Here is an 18,079-nt window from a genome sequence, read left to right as displayed (position 1 = left end):
AAACATTGATTTCCGGCGATAAGGTAAGCGGATTCAATGAGTTGACGGGTGCCCAGCCCATGGCATGGTTCTTGCGATTCCGTTAACCGCAGGCGGCCGTGGGGCCGTTTCGCAGCGTTTTCACGTCTGCGTCAGGGAGATGAGGCACTCATGTTTAACAAATCCACTCACGATACAGCGGCGTCATTTAGCCGCCGCGGCGTGCTCGCCGCGACCGCCGGACTGATGCTCGGTCTGGCTTCATTGACTGGCGCGAAGGCCGCGGACGACACCATCAAGGTCGGTGTGCTCCACTCCCTGTCCGGCACCATGGCGATCAGCGAAACCACGCTGAAGGACACCATCCTCTTCCTGATCGACGAGCAGAACAAGAAGGGCGGCGTGCTCGGCAAGAAGTTGGAAGCCGTCGTCGTCGACCCCGCTTCGAACTGGCCGCTGTTCGCCGAAAAGGCGCGCGAGCTGATCACCAAGGACAAGGTCTCGGTCGTGTTCGGCTGCTGGACCTCGGTGTCGCGCAAGTCGGTGCTCCCCGTCTTCAAGGAGCTGAACAGCATCCTGTTCTATCCCGTGCAGTACGAGGGTGAGGAGAGCGAGCGCAACGTGTTCTACACCGGTGCTGCGCCGAACCAGCAGGCGATCCCGGCGGTCGACTATCTGATGAAGGAAGAGAAGGTGAAGCGCTGGGTGCTCGCGGGCACCGACTACGTCTATCCGCGCACCACCAACAAGATCCTGGAAGCCTATCTGAAGTCGAAGGGTGTCGCCCAGGAAGACATCATGATCAACTACACGCCGTTCGGTCATTCCGACTGGCAGACGATCGTGGCCGACATCAAGAAGTTCGGCTCGGCCGGCAAGAAGACCGCGGTGGTCTCGACCATCAACGGCGACGCCAACGTTCCCTTCTACAAGGAGCTCGGCAACCAGGGCATCAAGGCGAAGGACATCCCGGTGGTGGCGTTCTCGGTAGGTGAGGAAGAGCTCGCCGGCATCGACACCAAGCCGCTGGTCGGCCATCTCGCCGCCTGGAACTACTTCCAGTCGATCAAGTCGCCGGAGAACGAGAAATTCATCAAGGCGTGGCAGGCCTACACCAAGAATCCGAAGCGCGTGACCAACGATCCGATGGAAGCGCACGTGATCGGCTTCGACATGTGGGTCAAGGCGGTCGAGAAGGTGAAGTCGACCGATCCTGACAAGGTGATCGACGCTCTCCCGGGCATCGAAGCCAAGAACCTGACCGGCGGCACCTCCAAGATGCTCCCCAACCACCACATCACCAAGCCGGTGTTCATCGGCGAGATCAAGGCCAACGGCCAGTTCGACGTGGTCTGGAAGACCCCGAGCCTCGTCCCGGGCGATGCCTGGTCGAAGGAGCTCGACGGCTCCAAGGACCTGATCGGCGACTGGGTCGGCAAGAAGTGCGGCAACTTCAACACCAAGACCAACAAGTGCCTCGGCTCGGGCTCCTGATCCCGATCTGACGCTCCATTGCAAGACCGGAGAGGGCGGCGATCCCGCTGCCTTCTCCACTCATTTCTGCCGGGGTCATTCACAGTGCCAGCCCATTTGTCCGCCCGTCTCTGTTCGCTTGCACTCTCGTTGTTCCTGATCGCGTTTGCGCTGCCGGCCTTCGCCGGTCCGTTCGAGGATGCGGTCGCCAAATTCGCCAATGATGATTTTTCCGACACGGAAGAGGCGATCGGTGTGATCGCAAGCAGCGGCAGCAAGCTGGCTTTTCCGATCATCAATGCGCTCCAGGACGGCCGTCTCATGGCCGATCCCGACAGCAAGAAGGTCTACGTCACCGGTACCGACGGCAAGTCGATCGACGCTGCGACCGGCGAAGCCGTCGCCAGCGTTCCCGACAGTGCGAGCGCGGTTCGCCTCAACAACCGCCTGCGCCGCAGCGTCGATGCCGCACTTGGGAGCCTGACGCTGCAGTCTCCGGATGTCGGAGCACGCCTGCAGGCCGCGCAGTCCGTCTTCAAGTCGCACGAGGAGACCGCGCTCGAGGCGGTCGATGCCGCGCTTGCCAAGGAAGCCAACAGATCCGTCAAGGCGGCGCTGGGTGAGGCCCGCGCGGCGATCCTGCTGTTCAAGTCCGACGCCACCGAGGTCGAGAAGCTCGAAGCGGTCGCGATCCTCAAGGCGCGGGGCGACCAGGATGCGCTGGCGCTGCTCACCGGCATGGGCGATCAGCCGGCCTCGGTCACCAAGGCAGCCGCGAGCGCGATCGGCTCGATCCAGAATTCGCTCGCGGTCTGGTCGATGGTGCAGAATGCCTGGTACGGCCTCTCGCTCGGCTCGGTGCTGCTGCTCGCCGCGATCGGACTCGCCATCACCTTCGGCGTGATGGGCGTCATCAACATGGCGCATGGCGAGATGGTGATGATCGGGGCCTACACCACCTTCGTGGTGCAGGAAGTGATCCGCACCCGCTATCCCGGCCTATTCGACTATTCGCTTTTGATTGCCGTGCCGCTCGCCTTCCTCGTCGCAGGCGCGATCGGCGTGCTGATCGAGCGCAGCATCATCCGCTTCCTCTACGGCCGCCCGCTCGAGACGCTGCTCGCGACCTGGGGCCTGTCGCTGGTGCTGCAGCAGGCGGTGCGCACCATGTTCGGCCCGACCAATCGCGAGGTCGGCAACCCCTCCTGGATGAGCGGCGCGTTCGAGCTTGGCCAGATCACCATCACCTATAACCGGCTCTGGATCCTTCTCTTCACGCTCGCCGTGTTCGCGATCCTGCTCGCGATGCTGCGCTACACCGCGCTGGGCCTCGAAATGCGTGCGGTGACGCAGAACCGCCGCATGGCGGCTTCCATGGGCATCGCCACCTCGCGCGTCGACGCGCTGACCTTCGGCCTCGGTTCGGGCATTGCCGGCATCGCCGGCGTCGCGCTGTCGCAGATCGACAATGTCAGCCCGAATCTCGGCCAGAGCTACATCATCGACAGTTTCATGGTCGTGGTGTTCGGCGGGGTTGGCAATCTCTGGGGCACGCTGGTCGGCGCCTTCACGCTCGGCATCGCCAACAAGTTTCTGGAGCCGGTCGCAGGCGCCGTGCTCGGCAAGATCGCGATCCTGGTTCTGATCATCCTGTTCATTCAAAAGCGGCCGCGCGGCCTGTTCGCGCTCAAGGGCCGTGCGGTGGAAGCATGACCCCTCACATGCTGACGCGATCGCTCGACCGCAGCGCGACGATCTTTCTCGCCATCGTCGCCGCTTGCGGCATCCTCATCCCGCTCTCCAACCTGCTGCTGCCCGCCGGCTCATTCCTGCAGGTGCCGACCTATCTCGTCGCGCTCTGGGGCAAGTATGTCTGCTACGCCATCCTGGCGCTCGCGATCGACCTGATCTGGGGTTATTGCGGCATCCTCTCGCTCGGCCACGGCGCCTTCTTCGCGCTCGGCGGCTACGCCATGGGCATGTACCTGATGCGGCAGATCGGCACTCGCGGCGTCTACGGCAACCCGATCCTGCCCGACTTCATGGTGTTCCTGAACTGGCAGAAGCTGCCCTGGTACTGGTACGGCTTCGACATGTTCTGGTTCGCCGCGCTGATGGTGCTGGTCGTGCCCGGCCTGCTCGCCTTCTGCTTCGGCTGGCTCGCATTCCGCTCCCGCGTCACCGGTGTCTATCTGTCGATCATCACGCAGGCGATGACCTATGCTTTGCTGCTCGCCTTCTTCCGCAACGACTTTGGTTTTGGCGGCAATAACGGCCTGACCGACTTCAAGGACATCTTGGGCTTCAACGTGCAGGCGGAGGGGACGCGTGCGGCGCTGTTCGCGCTGAGCTGCCTGGCGCTGATCATCGGTTTCCTGATCTGCCGCGCCATCGTCTCCTCCAAGCTCGGCAAGGTCTTGATCGCGGTGCGTGACGCGGAATCGCGCACGCGCTTCCTCGGCTACCGCGTCGAATCCTACAAGCTGTTCGTGTTCACGGTGTCGGCCTGCATGGCCGGCGTCGCCGGTGCGCTCTACGTGCCGCAGGTCGGCATCATCAATCCGAGCGAATTCGCACCGGGCAATTCGATCGAGGCGGTGATCTGGGTCGCGGTCGGCGGCCGCGGTACGCTGGTCGGCGCTGCGCTCGGCGCCGTCGTCGTCAACTACGCCAAGACGTTCTTCACTTCGGGCGTGCTCGCGCCGTACTGGCTGTTCATGCTCGGCGCCCTGTTCATCCTGGTGACGCTGCTGCTGCCCAAGGGCATCGTCGGCACCTTCAACGCCTGGTGGGATCAGTCGAAGGAAAAACGCATCCCCGCGACCATGGCGAGCGCCGCGGCTGAAGACGGCGTCACCGAACCTAAGATGGCGGAGTAAGCGGTCATGAACGTCATGGACACCCGCGCGACCTCCGCGATGCTCTATCTGGACGGCGTGCACGTCTCCTTCGACGGCTTCCACGCCATCAACAATCTGTCTCTGACGCTCGAGCCCGGCGAGATGCGCGCCATCATCGGCCCGAACGGCGCCGGCAAGACCACGATGATGGACATCATCACCGGCAAGACCAAGCCGGATGAAGGCACGGTGCTGTTCGACGGCGTCACCGATCTGACGCGCCTCGACGAGACCCGCATCGCCGAGCTCGGCATCGGCCGCAAATTCCAGAAGCCGACGGTGTTCGAGAGCCAGACCGTGCAGGACAACCTCCTGCTGGCGCTCAATGTCGACCACTCGGTCCGGGGCACGCTGTTCTGGCGCGGCAGCAGGGCGGAGTCCGAACGCATCGACAAGGTGCTGGAGACGATCCGTCTCACCGAGGCTCGCAACCGCCTCGCCGGCAGCCTCAGCCATGGCCAGAAGCAGTGGCTGGAGATCGGCATGCTGCTGGCGCAGGACCCCAAACTGCTGCTGGTCGACGAGCCCGTCGCGGGGATGACCGACGTCGAGACGCATCTCACCGCCGAGCTGCTGAAGGAAATCAACAAGACCCATACCGTCATGGTGGTCGAGCACGACATGACCTTCGTGCGCGAGCTCGGCGTCAAGGTCACCTGCCTGCACGAAGGCACGGTGCTCGCGGAGGGGACCATCGACCAGGTCTCGTCCAACGAGCGGGTCATCGAAGTCTATCTGGGACGCTGAGCGATGCTTGAGGTCAAGGACATCAACCTGTTCTACGGCGCGGCGCAGGCGCTGCGCGGCGTCTCGATCTCGGCCGAGCCCGGTAAGGTGACCTGCGTGCTCGGACGCAACGGTGTCGGCAAAACCTCGCTCCTGCGCGCGATGGTCGGGCAATATCCGATCTCCTCGGGCGCAATCGTGTTCGACGGCAGCGATATCACCGGCCTCAAGCCGTACGAGCGGGCGCGCAAGGGCATCGGCTTCGTGCCGCAAGGCCGCGAGATCTTCCCGCTGCTGACGGTCGAAGAGAATCTCAAGACCGGCTTCGGTCCGCTCAAGCGCGAGGACAAGCACATTCCCGACGACGTGTTCTCGCTGTTTCCGGTGCTGCAATCCATGCTCGGCCGGCGCGGCGGCGACCTCTCCGGCGGCCAGCAGCAGCAGCTCGCGATCGGCCGCGCGCTGGTGATGCGGCCGAAGCTGCTGCTGCTCGATGAGCCGACCGAAGGCATCCAGCCCTCGATCATCAAGGATATCGGCCGCGCCATCTCTTACTTGCGCAACCTCGGCAACATCGCCATCGTGCTGGTCGAACAATATCTCGACTTTGCCTGCGAACTCGGCGACAGTTTCGCGGTGATGGATCGAGGCGCGGTGAAGTTCACCTGCGACCGCTCCAATCTCGATCCGGGCGAGATCAGCCGCCAGATGGCGCTGTAGGCCGGAAAAGACCTGCCGCGACCGGCTGGGGGAGACGGATGCGCAGCGAAGTGTCAGCCACGTCCACGCTGTTCGAGGCCAACCGTGCCCGTGGCGCGGTGCGTTTCGACGTGCATGCGCGCGACGGCGTGACGCGTCGCGGCGTCTTGCACGAATCCGGTTCGCTCCGCGTCCGCTTTCCTTCGCCGGAAGATCAGGGCCTGTCCGGCGTGTTCGTGAACACGGCCGGCGGAGTTGCTGGCGGAGACCGCTTCGATATCGAGATAGCGGCGGCGGATGGATCGCGGCTGACGCTGACCACAGCGGCAGCCGAAAAGGTCTATCGCACGCCCGGAGCGGCAGCGCAGCTCAACATCGCCCTGAAGGTCGGCGCGGGCGCGCACCTTGCCTGGCTGCCCCAGGAGACGATTCTGTTCGACCGTGCCCGCGTGCAGCGCCGCTTCGACATCGACCTCGACGAGGCGGCCTCGCTCCTGCTCTGCGAGATCGTGGTGTTCGGTCGCACCGCCATGGGCGAGAGGATGGAGCAGGGCGAGTTTGTCGACCGCTGGCGGCTGCGCCGCGGCGGCAGACTGGTATTCGCAGAAACCGTCCGGCTCGACGGCGATATCGGTGCGAAGCTTGCATGGCCCGCGGTCGCCAGAGGTGGCGCGGCGATCGGCACAGCCCTGATCGTGCCCGGCGATGAGGCCCTGGTTGAGCGCATCCGGGAGGCGTCGGAATCGTTCTCCGGCGAGGTCGGAATCTCGGCTTGGAATGGCTTTGCAATGGCGCGGTTCTGTGCCCAAGATGCGGCGCGCTTGCGCGCCGATATGATGACGGTGCTGGCACGCACCGGTGCGGCTCTGCCGCGACTCTGGTTGAATTGACGTGCTGAACGGAAGAGATGTCGCATGAACCTGTCTCCCCGCGAAAAGGACAAGCTTTTGATCTCGATGGCGGCGATCGTCGCCCGCCGCCGGCTGGACCGCGGCGTCAAGCTCAACCATCCCGAGGCGGTCGCGATCATCTCCGACTTCATCCTCGAGGGCGCCCGCGACGGCCGCACCGTCGCCGAGCTGATGCAGTCCGGCGCGCAGGTCCTGACGCGAGACCAGGTGATGCCGGGCATCCCCGAGATGATCCACGACATCCAGGTCGAGGCAACTTTTCCTGACGGCACCAAGCTCGTCACCGTGCACGAGCCGATCCGTTGAAGCGCGACACTGCATCAACATCGTCATGCCCGGGCCTGTCCCGGGCATCCACGACCTTCGAACCAAGTGGCACCACGTGGATGACCGGGACAAGCCCGGCCATGACGCAGCGGAGCAAGACGAGGTAGCACATGATCCCCGGCGAACTCTTCATCCAGGACGGCGAGATCGAGCTCAATGCCGGCCGTAAGACCGTGACGTTGACCGTGGCCAATACCGGCGACCGCCCGATCCAGGTCGGCTCGCACTACCACTTCTTCGAGACCAACCCGGCGCTGAAGTTCGACCGCAAGAAGGCGCGCGGCATGCGCCTCGACATCGCCGCCGGCACCGCCGTCCGCTTCGAGCCCGGTCAGACCCGCGACGTGCAACTCGTCGCCATGGCCGGCAAGAAGACGATCTACGGCTTCCGCGGCGATGTGATGGGGAAGCTGTGACTTGCACTAGTGCGGGACGCGGATCGTGATCCACAGTGAGGTAAGCACGACTGTCTCGCTCCCTCCCCCCTTGCCAGCCCGCAAGGGGGGAGGGAACGGAGAGAGCACGCGAAGGAACGAATTCGGCAGCGGCACGGTTGAGGCGGAAACGGAGGTATTTCCCATGCTCTCGCCAATCCGCCTCGTCTCGGAAGCTGCCGAGTTCGCCGCGCAGCGCCATATCGGCATGGCGCGCAAGGGCCGCGGCAATGAGCCCTATATCAATCATCTCGCCGAGGTCGCGAACCTGCTCGCGACTGCGACCGACGGCGCCGATGCCGAGCTGGTCGCGGCCGGCTGGCTGCACGACACCATCGAGGACACCGACACCACGCGTGAGGAGCTCGGGCAGAGATTTTCCGAGCGCATCGCCTCGCTCGTTTCCGAGTGCACCGACGACATGAGCCTGCCGAAGGCAAAGCGGCGGCAGAAGCAGATCGAGGACGCGCCCCACAAATCGCCGGGCGCCAAGCTGATCAAGATTGCCGACAAGATCAGCAATATTCGTGCGCGCATTCAAACCGATCCGAGCGCCGGGGAGCGCGAGGATCTGGCCGATTACGTCGCGTGGGCCACGCAGGTCGTCGACGGCTGCCGCGGCGGCAATGCATGGCTTGACGAAAAATTCGACGATGCCGTGAAAGCAGCAAAGGCCTTGCTGTGACCAACCAGACATTCAATCGCAAACGGGGCTTGTGATGTCCGTCAAGATGAAGCGTTCCGTCTATGCCGACATGTTCGGCCCGACCACCGGCGACAGGGTGCGGCTGGCCGACACCGACCTCATCATCGAGGTCGAGAAGGATTTCACCACCTATGGCGAGGAGGTGAAGTTCGGCGGCGGCAAGGTGATCCGCGACGGCATGGGGCAGTCGCAAGTCACCAACAAGCAGGGCGCGGCCGATACTGTCATCACCAATGCGCTGATCGTCGATCACTGGGGCATCGTGAAGGCCGACGTCGCCATCAAGGACGGCATGATTTCGGCGATCGGCAAGGCCGGCAATCCCGACATCCAGCCGGGCGTCACCATCATCATCGGCCCCGGCACCGACGTGATCGCGGGTGAGGGCAAGATCCTCACCGCCGGCGGCTTCGACAGCCACATCCATTTCATCTGCCCGCAGCAGATCGAGCATGCGCTGATGTCAGGCGTCACCTCGATGCTGGGTGGCGGCACCGGCCCCTCGCACGGCACCTTCGCCACCACCTGCACACCGGGGCCGTGGCACATCGGGCGGATGATCCAGTCGTTCGACGCCTTCCCGGTCAATCTCGGCATTTCCGGCAAGGGCAACGCCTCGCGGCCCGCCGCGCTGGTCGAGATGATCAAGGCCGGTGCCTGTGCGCTGAAGCTGCACGAGGATTGGGGCACCACGCCGGCCGCGATCGACAATTGCCTCTCGGTCGCCGACGATCACGACATCCAGGTGATGATCCATACCGACACGCTGAACGAATCCGGCTTCGTCGAGGACACGATCAAGGCGTTCAAGGGCCGCACCATCCACGCCTTCCACACCGAAGGCGCCGGCGGCGGCCATGCCCCTGACATCATCAAGGTCGCCGGGCTGAAGAACGTGCTGCCGTCGTCGACCAACCCGACGCGCCCCTTCACCCGCAACACCATCGACGAGCATCTGGACATGCTGATGGTGTGCCACCATCTCGATCCCTCGATCGCCGAAGATCTGGCGTTCGCCGAAAGCCGCATCCGCAAGGAGACGATCGCGGCCGAAGACATTCTGCACGACCTCGGCGCGCTCTCGATGATGTCCTCGGATTCGCAAGCCATGGGCCGTCTCGGCGAGGTCATCATCCGCACCTGGCAGACCGCCGACAAGATGAAGAAGCAGCGCGGGTCGCTGCCGCAGGACAAGGGCAAGGACAACGACAATTTTCGCGTCAAGCGTTACATCGCCAAGTACACGATCAATCCCGCGATCGCGCATGGCGTGTCGAAGCTGATCGGCTCGGTGGAGAAGGGCAAGCTCGCCGACCTCGTGCTGTGGTCGCCCGCCTTCTTCGGCGTCAAGCCGGATTGCATCGTCAAGGGCGGCACCATCGTCGCGGCGCCCATGGGCGATCCCAACGCGTCGATCCCGACGCCGCAGCCGGTGCACTACCAGCCGATGTTCGGCGCGTTCGGCAAGGCACGTACGGCATCCTCGGTGGTGTTCACTTCCAAGGCCGCGGTCACCGGTGGCCTCGCGCGAAAGCTCGGCATCGAGAAGAAGCTCTATGCGGTCCAGAACACCCGCGGCAAGATCTCCAAGAAGAGCATGATCCACAACGACGCGACGCCCGATATCGAGGTCGATCCGGAGACCTATGAAGTGCGCGCCGATGGCGAGCTCCTGACCTGCGCTCCGGCGGAGGTGCTGCCGATGACGCAGCGATATTTCATGTACTGAAATAGCGCCTCAACGCATGTCCCCGGCGGTGTCCGGGGACGGCTTTTTTGCGGTTTTGCGTTCGGTCTCGCCTGGTCTAATGTCCCGCCCGGTATCGTAACCCTCAGAAGAAAAGCCGGGAGGATTTCTCGTGATCTACGTCGTTGCCACCTTGACCATCAAGCCCGAGACGCGCGCCGAATTCATTGCAGCCGCCACCGCCTGCATCAAGGAGACGCGGAAGGAGCCCGGCAACATCGCCTACGACCTGCATGAGAGCGTCACCGATCCCAGCAAGATGGTGTTCGTCGAGCAGTGGGAGAATATGGAGGCGCTGGGGCCGCATCGCGCCGCCGAGCACATGAAGACGTTCGGCCGCGTCGCGGTGAAATGCTTCACGGCGCCGCCGAAGATCGAATACATCACCCCCGAGAAGGTCGAGACACGGTAAAGAGGTAAGACGCATGATCCGGGCGACGCAGGTCAGGGGACAGCACCGCTTCACGGAAACGCCAGTGGACACGGTCGTGCTCGATTTCGACGATCGGCACCGCCGCCGCATGGCGATGACGGGGACGCGGGGCCTCGAATTCCTGCTCGACCTGGAGCATGCCGTCGCGCTGCGCGGCGGCGATGCGCTGGTGCTGGAGGACGGAAGGCTGATTGAGGTGGTCGCGGCGCCCGAGCCGCTGCTCGAAATCCGCGGCCGCGATCCGCACCACCTCGTCCGCATCGCTTGGCATCTCGGCAACCGTCATCTGCCGACGCAGATCATGGCCAAGGCCCTGCGCATCCGGCGCGATCACGTCATCGAGGCGATGGTGAAGGGCCTCGGCGCGCGTGTGATCGAGATCGAGGCGCCGTTCGATCCCGAAGGCGGCGCCTACGCCGATGCCGGCCACGCGCATGGACACAACCATGCGCATCACGATCACGACCATCATCACCATGACCACGGCCACCACCATGATCATGCCGCGCATGACCATGGCCACGAGCACCACCATCACCACGACGAGCATTGCAATCATCCCGACCATCACCACGGCCACCAGCATGCTCATGACCACAAATGAGCCGGTCGGTGCCGGTGATCTTGCCGAGGGCGAGGCGGCGGCGCTGTACCGGCTGATGACCTGGCTGTCGCCGGCCTTCCCGGTCGGCGGTTTCTCGTATTCCAGTGGCATCGAATGGGCGGTCGAGGCGGGTGACATCACCGACACGACGACGCTGGCGGATTGGCTCGATGCAATGCTCGGCGACGGCTCCGGCTTCTGTGACGCAACGTTTCTGGTTCACGCCTATCGCGCCACGGAATCGGGCGAGACGGCCGCTTTGAACGAGATCGCGGAGCTCGCGAGCGCCTTCGTGCCGTCGCGCGAGCGGCAGCTGGAGACGACCTCGCAGGGCCGCGCCTTCATCGACATCGCTCGCGCCGCGTGGAATGCCGACGGACTGGATGCCACGGTCGCGGCATGCAGCACGCCATTGGTTTATCCGATCGCGGTCGGGGTTGTCGCCGCGATGCACGCCGTGCCGTTGGCGCCGACGCTGCACGCCTTCCTGCATGCGCTGGTCTCGAACTGGATCTCTGCGGCCAGCCGGCTCATTCCGCTCGGCCAGACCGATAGCCAGCGTGTGCTGGTGAAGCTGGAAGCCGCCGTTGCCGCCACCGCCAATCGCGCGCTGAATGCGACCTTGGACGATCTCGGCAGCGCGACGTTCCGCGCCGATCTCGCCAGCCTGCGGCACGAGACGCAATATACCCGCTTGTTTCGGTCGTGAGCGGTGCGGCCGTCAACTCATCAGGAGAGAACAAGTCACATGGCGAAATCTCACGGTCCCTTGCGTGTCGGCGTTGGCGGTCCGGTCGGATCGGGCAAGACCGCGCTGATGGACCTGCTCTGCAAGACCATGCGCAAGCGCTATGACATTGCGGCGATCACCAACGACATCTACACCAAATGGGATGCGGAGTTCCTGGTGCGTTCGGGATCGCTGACGCCGGATCGCATCGCCGGTGTCGAGACCGGCGGTTGCCCGCACACGGCGATCCGCGAGGATGCCTCGATGAATCTCGCTGCGGTCGCGGACATGCGCGCCAAGTTTCCCGGACTTGATCTCGTGCTGATCGAATCCGGCGGCGACAATCTCGCTGCCACTTTTTCCCCAGAGCTGGCTGATCTCACCATCTATGTCATCGACGTCGCCGCCGGCGACAAGATCCCGTCCAAGGGTGGCCCCGGCATTACCCGATCCGACCTCCTGGTCATCAACAAGACCGATCTTGCGCCCCATGTCGGCGCCTCCCTGGAGAAGATGGAGACGGACGCCAGGCGCATGCGCGGCGAGCGGCCCTTCGTCATGACCAACCTCAAGAAGAGCGAGGGGCTCGACCGAATCGTCGGCTTCATCGAGGCCAAAGGCGGCCTGAAACGGGCGGGCTGACCCCGGACGCGACCAGTGGCGCAGGCGTTTTTCGCCGGTAACGCCTGGGCCGCACCGCAACCGCGGAACAAATTTCGGACACGGCGATTAACTACCTCCGGCGCCCGGGGCGAAAATCATCCCGGTCAGACCATCGGCCGGGCGGATTAAGCTTTTCAGGCGACCCAAGTTGCGTACTGATGCCTCCTCCTTCATTATCACCGCCACTGGGGTTTACCCTGCTTCGGCCCATGGCCGTTCGAGCGGCGTTCATATGCTCCGTGTTTATTGCCGACCTCCTGCTTTCGCCTGAGTAATCGCGTGGTCAGGCTGGGTTTCATCATCGGCTTCATCGCTCTGCTCGGGGCCTTGCTCTCCGGGCTTGCGGCTTATCGCGTCCACGACCAGGAGCTGGCGCTGGACCGGATTGCGCTGGCGCGTGCGATCGACGTGCATGCGAGCCTGGTTCAGGACCGCCTGACCGAGCGGGAGCTGCTCGCGCGTGTCGCCTCGGGCCTGTTTCGCGCGCCATCGGTGATCAAGCCGAACACGCTGGAGCCGCTGCGCTCGGCGATCTACGCCTTCAAGACCGACTTCGTGGTGGCCGGCTGGATCGCCCGGCTGAAGCCGAACGAGCTTGCGGCGGCGCAGGCCGCCATCGCCGCCGCCGGCTTCCCAAATCCGCAGATCCGCTCGTTTGACGACAGGCCGATCAGTCCTGCCGATGTCACCCAGCCGATCGACGTGCTGTTGGACCTCGAGCCGCGCAGCAACGAGACCAAGACGTTGCCCGGCCGCAGCTACGATCAGGATCCGGTTCGCAGCGCGATGCTGACGCGGGCGCGCGCCGAAAAGAGGTCGGTCGCCTCGGACCCGGTGCCGTTGATCCGCGGAAACGGTCCGATCGGCATCATCGTCGCCGCGCCCGTCGTTCCCGAGGGCGCGACGGAGCCGGCCGGGTTCGTCACATTTTCCTACGAGCTCGCCTCGCTGATGCTGGCCAATGACGACATGTCGCTGTTCGCGGTGGCGCTCAGGGATCCGCGCAAGGATGGCGGCGAGCTGATCGCCAACGATCAGGGCGTGGTTTCGACGCGGATGGCGGCGGACGGGCTGGCGCCGTCGGCGACGCGCACGGTGAGCTTCGGTGGCCGCGATTGGCAGCTTAGCTATTACGCGAAGACCAATTCGGTGCGCCGTGCCGAGCAGACCGCCATCATCGTAGCGGCGATCGGCTTTGCCATTACCGCAATGGTGTGCGGCCTGTTCGGTTACGTCGCCTACAACAATCTGCGGCTCAGCCGGGAGATCCAGGTCAGGATCGGCTTCGAGCGCCGGTTGACCGCGGTCATTGACGAGCTCAATCACCGCGTCAAGAACATCCTGGCGGTGATTCAGTCGATCGTGACGCGCACCTTGCGCCACGGCGCGGACATCGACATCGCGCGCGAGCTCCTGATCGGGCGCATCCACGCCATGTCCAACGTGGTGTCGCTGCTCAGCGAGAGCCAGTGGCAGGGCGTCAAGTTGAAGGGCCTGTTCGAGGCGCGCGCGATTCCGCATGCCGATCGCATTGCCGTCACCGGCCCCGACATTGCGGTCAGCGCGCGTGCCGCACAGAGTCTTTCTCTGCTGTTCTTCGAGCTCGCCTCGCATTCCGACGAGGGCCTGTCGCTGGTCGGCAAGCACCCGCACATCACCGCCAACTGGACGGTGACCGGCGAGGAGGGCGACGAGGTCTTCCATTTCCGTTGGGAGGAGTTCAACACCAGCGAGGCGACGCGCCGGCCCGATTCCGATTTCGGCCTGATCCTGCTCGACCGCGTCGCGCCCGAGGCGCTGGGCGGGACCGCCAAGCGCTTCTTCACCGACGTCTCCTACGTCTATGAATTGACCGCGCCGATGGAGACGGTGGTCGACATGACCGAGCGCGACCGCACCGACAAGATTTCGGCGCCGGTCCGGCCGGTGCGAAGCTAAAGCGGAATGGCTTTAGGTCGAATCGATGCCGCGGTTCACCTCTCCCGCTGGCGGGAGAGGGAGCTCACCTCCGTCGTTGCAGCGATCAAGCCTCAATTCATCGCGCTTTAGCCCTTTGGCCGCAACACCAGATCGACGAGGCTGCGCGCGTAGCCGGGTGTGATCGGCGCGATGCCGAAGATATAGCGGTAGAACAGGCTGCCATAGATCGCGTCGTAGAGATGCTCAGGGGGACCCTCGGCCTGAATGCTGCCGTCCTTCTGGCCGGCGGCGATCATGTCCACCAGCGCGTCGCGGCGGAATTGTAAGTACCGGGCGTAGAACAGCTCGGCCGAGCCGGTCTTGGAAATGCATTCCGAGATGACGGCGAGCTGGACCTTGCCGAACTCGCCCTGGAGCGCCTCGGCATAGGCGGCGGCGTGGCGCCGCGCGCGCGCTGCGGGCGTGCCTCCGCTCGCGGGCGGCAGCGGCAGCATCTGCACGGCATGGTGGAGGAAGGCATCGATCAGCAGCGCTTCCCGCGACGGCCACCATTTGTAGATAGTCATCTTGGACACGCTGGAGTGGCGTGCGATCGCATCGATGGTGGTGGCGGCAAGGCCGGTGGTCGCCATCAGCGCATAGGCGCTTTCCAGGATGGCATTGGTGGTCTCGATCGACCTTGGCCGGCCGCGCCGGGGCGCGCTCTCCGCCTCTTCACGCCCGTCTTTCGTCATCGCCACGCCCGGTCTCCTCACGCAGAGTCCCGGCATAGCGCAGGGGCGGCTTTCGGCCTAGCAGAATCGCACGATTTTGTCGCCGAAGCGATCAGCTCTGGGCCTGCTGCCGCAGGGCTGCCGGCAGATCCTGCCGTTTCGACCAGGCGATGTAGTAGGCGAGCCCGGTCATCGCCGCGAAGCCAATGATGCTCACCGCCACCTGCATCACCATCAGGTTTGGCCCGGTGATCAGGATGAGGTGGCCGGCGAAGGACAGGAACACGGCGACACAGAATACCGCGAGCCATTCCTCACCGCATGCGATCACCGCTTGCAACGGTCTCCATCTCAGGCCGGGGTGATCCGCCGGAATGAGATGGGTCGCAATGAACGCGAGGGCGAGGAAGTGGACCACGCGATAGGGCGCGAGGTTTTCCTTGTCGGTCGGCGCGATGCTGTTGAGGAGCAGATCGGGCAGATAGGCGGACAGCGTCGGCGAATGGCGCATCAAGGTGACGGCCATCGCGAAGAGCAGATAGGCGCCTGCGAGGATCCGCAGCCAGGACATGCCGCGCAGCACACGCCCGGGAGCACCCGTCACGGCGAACCAGCCGCCCAGCACCATCAGCAACTGCCAGCACAGCGGATTGAAGGTCCATTCCCCGTCCGGATAGATCCGAAAATTCCAGCCGAACCAGCGTGCGGCGAGATACAGCGCGACCGATCCCGCCAACGTCAGGTTCGGCCCTCGCAACAGGCCCCACAGCGCTAACGGAAAGAACGCCATCAGCGGGATCATCAGCTGTAGCAGATCGAGGTTCAGCGGCTCTTCCTGGAGCACGAGACCGCGGACCAGGATGCGCAGCGGGTGCTCGAGAATTCCGGAGATGTTGTATTCGTGGATGATCTCCGGCGCCATCGATTGCGAGGCGACATAGGCGATGGCGTCGATATAGATCACGAACAGCACGACATAGGCGGCATAGAGCCGCCAGACCCGGCGAAAGATGCGCGTCGCCGCGACCACGTAGCCGCGTTCCAGCGCCATCCTGCCATGGATGATGGCAACCCCGTAGCCCACCACGAACACGAACAGGTCCGCCGCGCTGCTGAAGCCGAAATTGCGCAGCGTCAGCAGGTTGACGACGTTGTTGGGAATATGGTCGACGAATATGGACCAATTGGCGATGCCGAGCGTCAGATAGAGCCTGGCATCGTGCTGGAATGCGGCGAGGTTCGCCTTGACGGACGGTTTCATTGAGTAAAATAGCTTTGAGAATCAGGATATTCTTCTAGCGGCAACCGCCCGCCCATCCGAGTAGCGTTTGCGTGAGCAGGGAAAAAATCGCGCCAAACGGCGTAAAATGTGCCGACTTGCTCTCTGAAATTCAGATAGTTACGCGCGTAGTAATTATATTGCCGACCCTCGGACCTTTACTCGGCAGGTTCGGCCGACACCTCGTCGGACATGCCGGCGCGGCTCGCCAGGATGCCGAGAGCGACGCCGCCAATGGCTAGGATGGGCAGCAGCCGCTTGACGCCGATGGCGCGAACGATCTGAAGTCCGGTGGCGAGGAGCATCGGATCTGCAAGCATGCTCTGCGCTGCCGATTTCGCGGCGCGCTCGGCCGCGATCTGGGCGCGCTTCTGCACCTCGCGCTTGTAGCTCCAATAGGAACCTGCCGCGGCCAGGGTCAGCAGGAAGAAGATGCCGGCGCCGGCAAGACAAGCCTGCACCGGGCCGTATTTCTGCAGCACCCAGATGAAGACGGCCGCACAGAGGAAGCCTGTGGTCACGAGCAGCGCGAAGGCAGCGCCCGCGGCAAGGGAGGTCAGCCGAACAGTCGTGCCGGTTGATGCGCTGATGCCGTCGATGATGCGCTGAAACATGGCCTTGCTCCTCATCCCCACCAGCCGAATCGTCACGAGCCCACAGCGGCGGCGTGCCGCCGCCGTATCCAACGGGCCTCGGCATCCCTAGCGCCGCCAGGCGGCGCCGATCAGGAAGCCGATGCCGAGCGCCAGCCCGACGGTCGCGAGCGGCCGCTGCGTGATCGCCTCTTCCAGCGTCTCCTCGATCGAGCCGTAGGCGTCTTGTGCAGCTTCCATCATCGCGCTGCCGCGCTCGGACATGTCGTCCATGGCGGAGTCCATGTTCTCGCGCGCCTGGCGATAGCCGCGGCGAGCCTGCTTGCTGGTGGAGTTGGCGAAAGTATTGAGCGCGTCGGTGATCTGGTCGGTGAGGGCGGCGATATCGCTTTTCACGGCTGCTACATCCTTTTCGAGGCGGTCTCGGGTGGCTTTGTCGGTCCAGTCTCTCATCCCGGTTTCGGCATTGGGCGTGGACATCGGGAGCTCCGAACTGTTGACGGCTGAGATGGGCGGAGAACGTTTCGTCGCCGGGTAAGTTCCGTTCGCTGAAACCGGTCAGGCTTGCGGAAGCTGCGGCGAATTCTCCGGTAACAGATGATCCTTCAGGATCAGCGCGACGATCAGGAGCGGGGACGACAGGAACGCGCCCATCGGCCCCCACAGCCAGGTCCAGAACGCGAGCGCGAGCAGCACGGCGAGCGCGTTCAGGGCGAGCCGCCGCCCGATGATCGTCGGCGTGATGAAGTGCCCCTCCAGAAAGGTGAGGCCAGCGAAGGCGAGCGCTGCCATCAGGCCGCCGCTGATGGTCGGGAAGGCGATCAGCCCGACCACGACCAGCACCGCGAACATCGCCACCGGCCCGATGATCGGGATGAAGTTGAGCGTGGCCGCCAGTGCACCCAGCCCGGCCGGATTGGGCATTCCGGTGAGGGCGCAGATCAGGCCGGTGGCGATGCCGACGCCGACATTGATGAGGGTGACGGTCAGCAGATAATTGCCGAGATGGACCTCGATCTCGTTGAGGATCCGGAGCGTGCGCAGCCGCGCGTCATGATCGCTGAAGGTCATGATCATGGCCCGCCGCAGGTCGCGCCAGCTTGCGATGAACAGGATCAGGGTGACGAAGAACAGCAGGAATTCGGTAAAGGTCGGTGACAGGAATTCCAGCGTCGGCTGCACCCACTCGACCTTGGGGATGTGGAGGCTCGGGAATCCCTCCGAGCCGCCGAGCATGGCTTG

General features: G+C 64.1%; 20 protein-coding genes. 15 read left to right on the top strand and 5 right to left on the bottom strand.

Annotated features, from left to right (window positions below; translation table 11 throughout):
* Positions 1-150: 150 nt before the first annotated feature.
* The 15 genes from urtA to HZZ16_RS31395 all read left to right on the top strand — a co-directional run bounded on the left by urtA (position 151) and on the right by HZZ16_RS31395 (position 14,270).
* On the top strand, positions 151-1,473 hold the full coding sequence (gene urtA / locus HZZ16_RS31465) for an urea ABC transporter substrate-binding protein (protein WP_197953929.1): 1,323 nt from the start codon (positions 151-153) through the stop codon (positions 1,471-1,473).
* Positions 1,474-1,557: 84 nt separating this feature from the next.
* The gene (urtB, locus tag HZZ16_RS31460) at positions 1,558-3,165 is read left to right on the top strand and encodes an urea ABC transporter permease subunit UrtB (RefSeq protein ID WP_197953927.1); all 1,608 of its coding nucleotides are present in this window, start codon (positions 1,558-1,560) and stop codon (positions 3,163-3,165) included.
* Positions 3,162-4,331 carry an urea ABC transporter permease subunit UrtC gene (gene urtC / locus HZZ16_RS31455; protein WP_197953926.1) on the top strand — a complete coding sequence of 390 codons (1,170 nt, stop codon included), beginning with the start codon at positions 3,162-3,164 and terminating at the stop codon, positions 4,329-4,331. The genes urtB and urtC overlap by 4 nt, the downstream gene beginning before the upstream one ends.
* 6 nt (positions 4,332-4,337) lie before the next feature.
* Positions 4,338-5,099, top strand: a complete 762-nt coding sequence (gene urtD / locus HZZ16_RS31450) for an urea ABC transporter ATP-binding protein UrtD (RefSeq protein ID WP_080134998.1) — start codon at positions 4,338-4,340, stop codon at positions 5,097-5,099.
* 3 nt (positions 5,100-5,102) lie between these two features.
* The gene (gene urtE, locus HZZ16_RS31445; RefSeq protein WP_036021619.1) at positions 5,103-5,798 is read left to right on the top strand and encodes an urea ABC transporter ATP-binding subunit UrtE; all 696 of its coding nucleotides are present in this window, start codon (positions 5,103-5,105) and stop codon (positions 5,796-5,798) included.
* A gap of 38 nt (positions 5,799-5,836) precedes the next feature.
* A complete protein-coding gene (locus tag HZZ16_RS31440; protein WP_197953925.1) occupies positions 5,837-6,667 on the top strand; it encodes an urease accessory protein UreD in 831 nt (276 codons plus the stop codon).
* A 24-nt stretch (positions 6,668-6,691) separates the two neighbouring features.
* Complete coding sequence (locus tag HZZ16_RS31435) at positions 6,692-6,994, top strand: urease subunit gamma (RefSeq protein WP_027553946.1); 303 nt, start codon at positions 6,692-6,694, stop codon at positions 6,992-6,994.
* Positions 6,995-7,125: 131 nt separating this feature from the next.
* Complete coding sequence (locus HZZ16_RS31430) at positions 7,126-7,431, top strand: urease subunit beta (RefSeq protein ID WP_026202067.1); 306 nt, start codon at positions 7,126-7,128, stop codon at positions 7,429-7,431.
* 163 nt (positions 7,432-7,594) lie between these two features.
* Positions 7,595-8,134: an HD domain-containing protein gene (locus tag HZZ16_RS31425; protein ID WP_197953923.1), complete on the top strand. Its 540-nt coding sequence runs from the start codon at positions 7,595-7,597 to the stop codon at positions 8,132-8,134.
* Positions 8,135-8,168: 34 nt separating this feature from the next.
* The gene (ureC, locus tag HZZ16_RS31420; protein WP_197953921.1) at positions 8,169-9,884 is read left to right on the top strand and encodes an urease subunit alpha; all 1,716 of its coding nucleotides are present in this window, start codon (positions 8,169-8,171) and stop codon (positions 9,882-9,884) included.
* Positions 9,885-10,014: 130 nt separating this feature from the next.
* Positions 10,015-10,314: a putative quinol monooxygenase gene (locus tag HZZ16_RS31415; RefSeq protein ID WP_197953919.1), complete on the top strand. Its 300-nt coding sequence runs from the start codon at positions 10,015-10,017 to the stop codon at positions 10,312-10,314.
* A 13-nt stretch (positions 10,315-10,327) separates the two neighbouring features.
* Positions 10,328-10,939 carry an urease accessory protein UreE gene (locus HZZ16_RS31410; protein ID WP_197953917.1) on the top strand — a complete coding sequence of 204 codons (612 nt, stop codon included), beginning with the start codon at positions 10,328-10,330 and terminating at the stop codon, positions 10,937-10,939.
* Positions 10,920-11,648, top strand: a complete 729-nt coding sequence (locus HZZ16_RS31405) for an urease accessory protein UreF (protein ID WP_197954024.1) — start codon at positions 10,920-10,922, stop codon at positions 11,646-11,648. Before HZZ16_RS31410 ends, HZZ16_RS31405 begins: the two co-directional genes overlap by 20 nt.
* 39 nt (positions 11,649-11,687) lie before the next feature.
* Positions 11,688-12,311 carry an urease accessory protein UreG gene (gene ureG / locus HZZ16_RS31400; RefSeq protein WP_197953916.1) on the top strand — a complete coding sequence of 208 codons (624 nt, stop codon included), beginning with the start codon at positions 11,688-11,690 and terminating at the stop codon, positions 12,309-12,311.
* Between the two features lie 300 nt (positions 12,312-12,611).
* Complete coding sequence (locus HZZ16_RS31395) at positions 12,612-14,270, top strand: CHASE domain-containing protein (protein WP_197953915.1); 1,659 nt, start codon at positions 12,612-12,614, stop codon at positions 14,268-14,270.
* 107 nt (positions 14,271-14,377) lie between these two features.
* Here the strand turns inward: HZZ16_RS31395 and HZZ16_RS31390 are convergent, their stop codons facing one another.
* The 5 genes from HZZ16_RS31390 to HZZ16_RS31370 form a co-directional block, all read right to left on the bottom strand.
* The gene (locus HZZ16_RS31390) at positions 14,378-14,986 is read right to left on the bottom strand and encodes a TetR/AcrR family transcriptional regulator (protein ID WP_197954022.1); all 609 of its coding nucleotides are present in this window, start codon (positions 14,984-14,986) and stop codon (positions 14,378-14,380) included.
* Between the two features lie 91 nt (positions 14,987-15,077).
* The gene (locus HZZ16_RS31385) at positions 15,078-16,226 is read right to left on the bottom strand and encodes an OpgC domain-containing protein (RefSeq protein ID WP_197953914.1); all 1,149 of its coding nucleotides are present in this window, start codon (positions 16,224-16,226) and stop codon (positions 15,078-15,080) included.
* Between the two features lie 176 nt (positions 16,227-16,402).
* On the bottom strand, positions 16,403-16,858 hold the full coding sequence (locus HZZ16_RS31380) for a hypothetical protein (protein WP_197953913.1): 456 nt from the start codon (positions 16,856-16,858) through the stop codon (positions 16,403-16,405).
* 87 nt (positions 16,859-16,945) lie between these two features.
* Positions 16,946-17,317, bottom strand: a complete 372-nt coding sequence (locus HZZ16_RS31375; protein WP_197953912.1) for an ElaB/YgaM/YqjD family protein — start codon at positions 17,315-17,317, stop codon at positions 16,946-16,948.
* A gap of 78 nt (positions 17,318-17,395) precedes the next feature.
* A partial coding sequence (locus HZZ16_RS31370) for an AI-2E family transporter (protein WP_197953911.1) occupies positions 17,396-18,079 on the bottom strand: 684 nt, incomplete at its 5' end.

The sequence above is a fragment of the Bradyrhizobium glycinis genome (genome assembly GCF_016031655.1).
In the GTDB taxonomy this organism is placed as follows: Bacteria; Pseudomonadota; Alphaproteobacteria; order Rhizobiales; family Xanthobacteraceae; genus Bradyrhizobium; species Bradyrhizobium glycinis.
The sequence above is the reverse complement of the archived record's forward strand: the minus strand, read 5'-3'. Positions and strand labels throughout refer to the sequence as shown.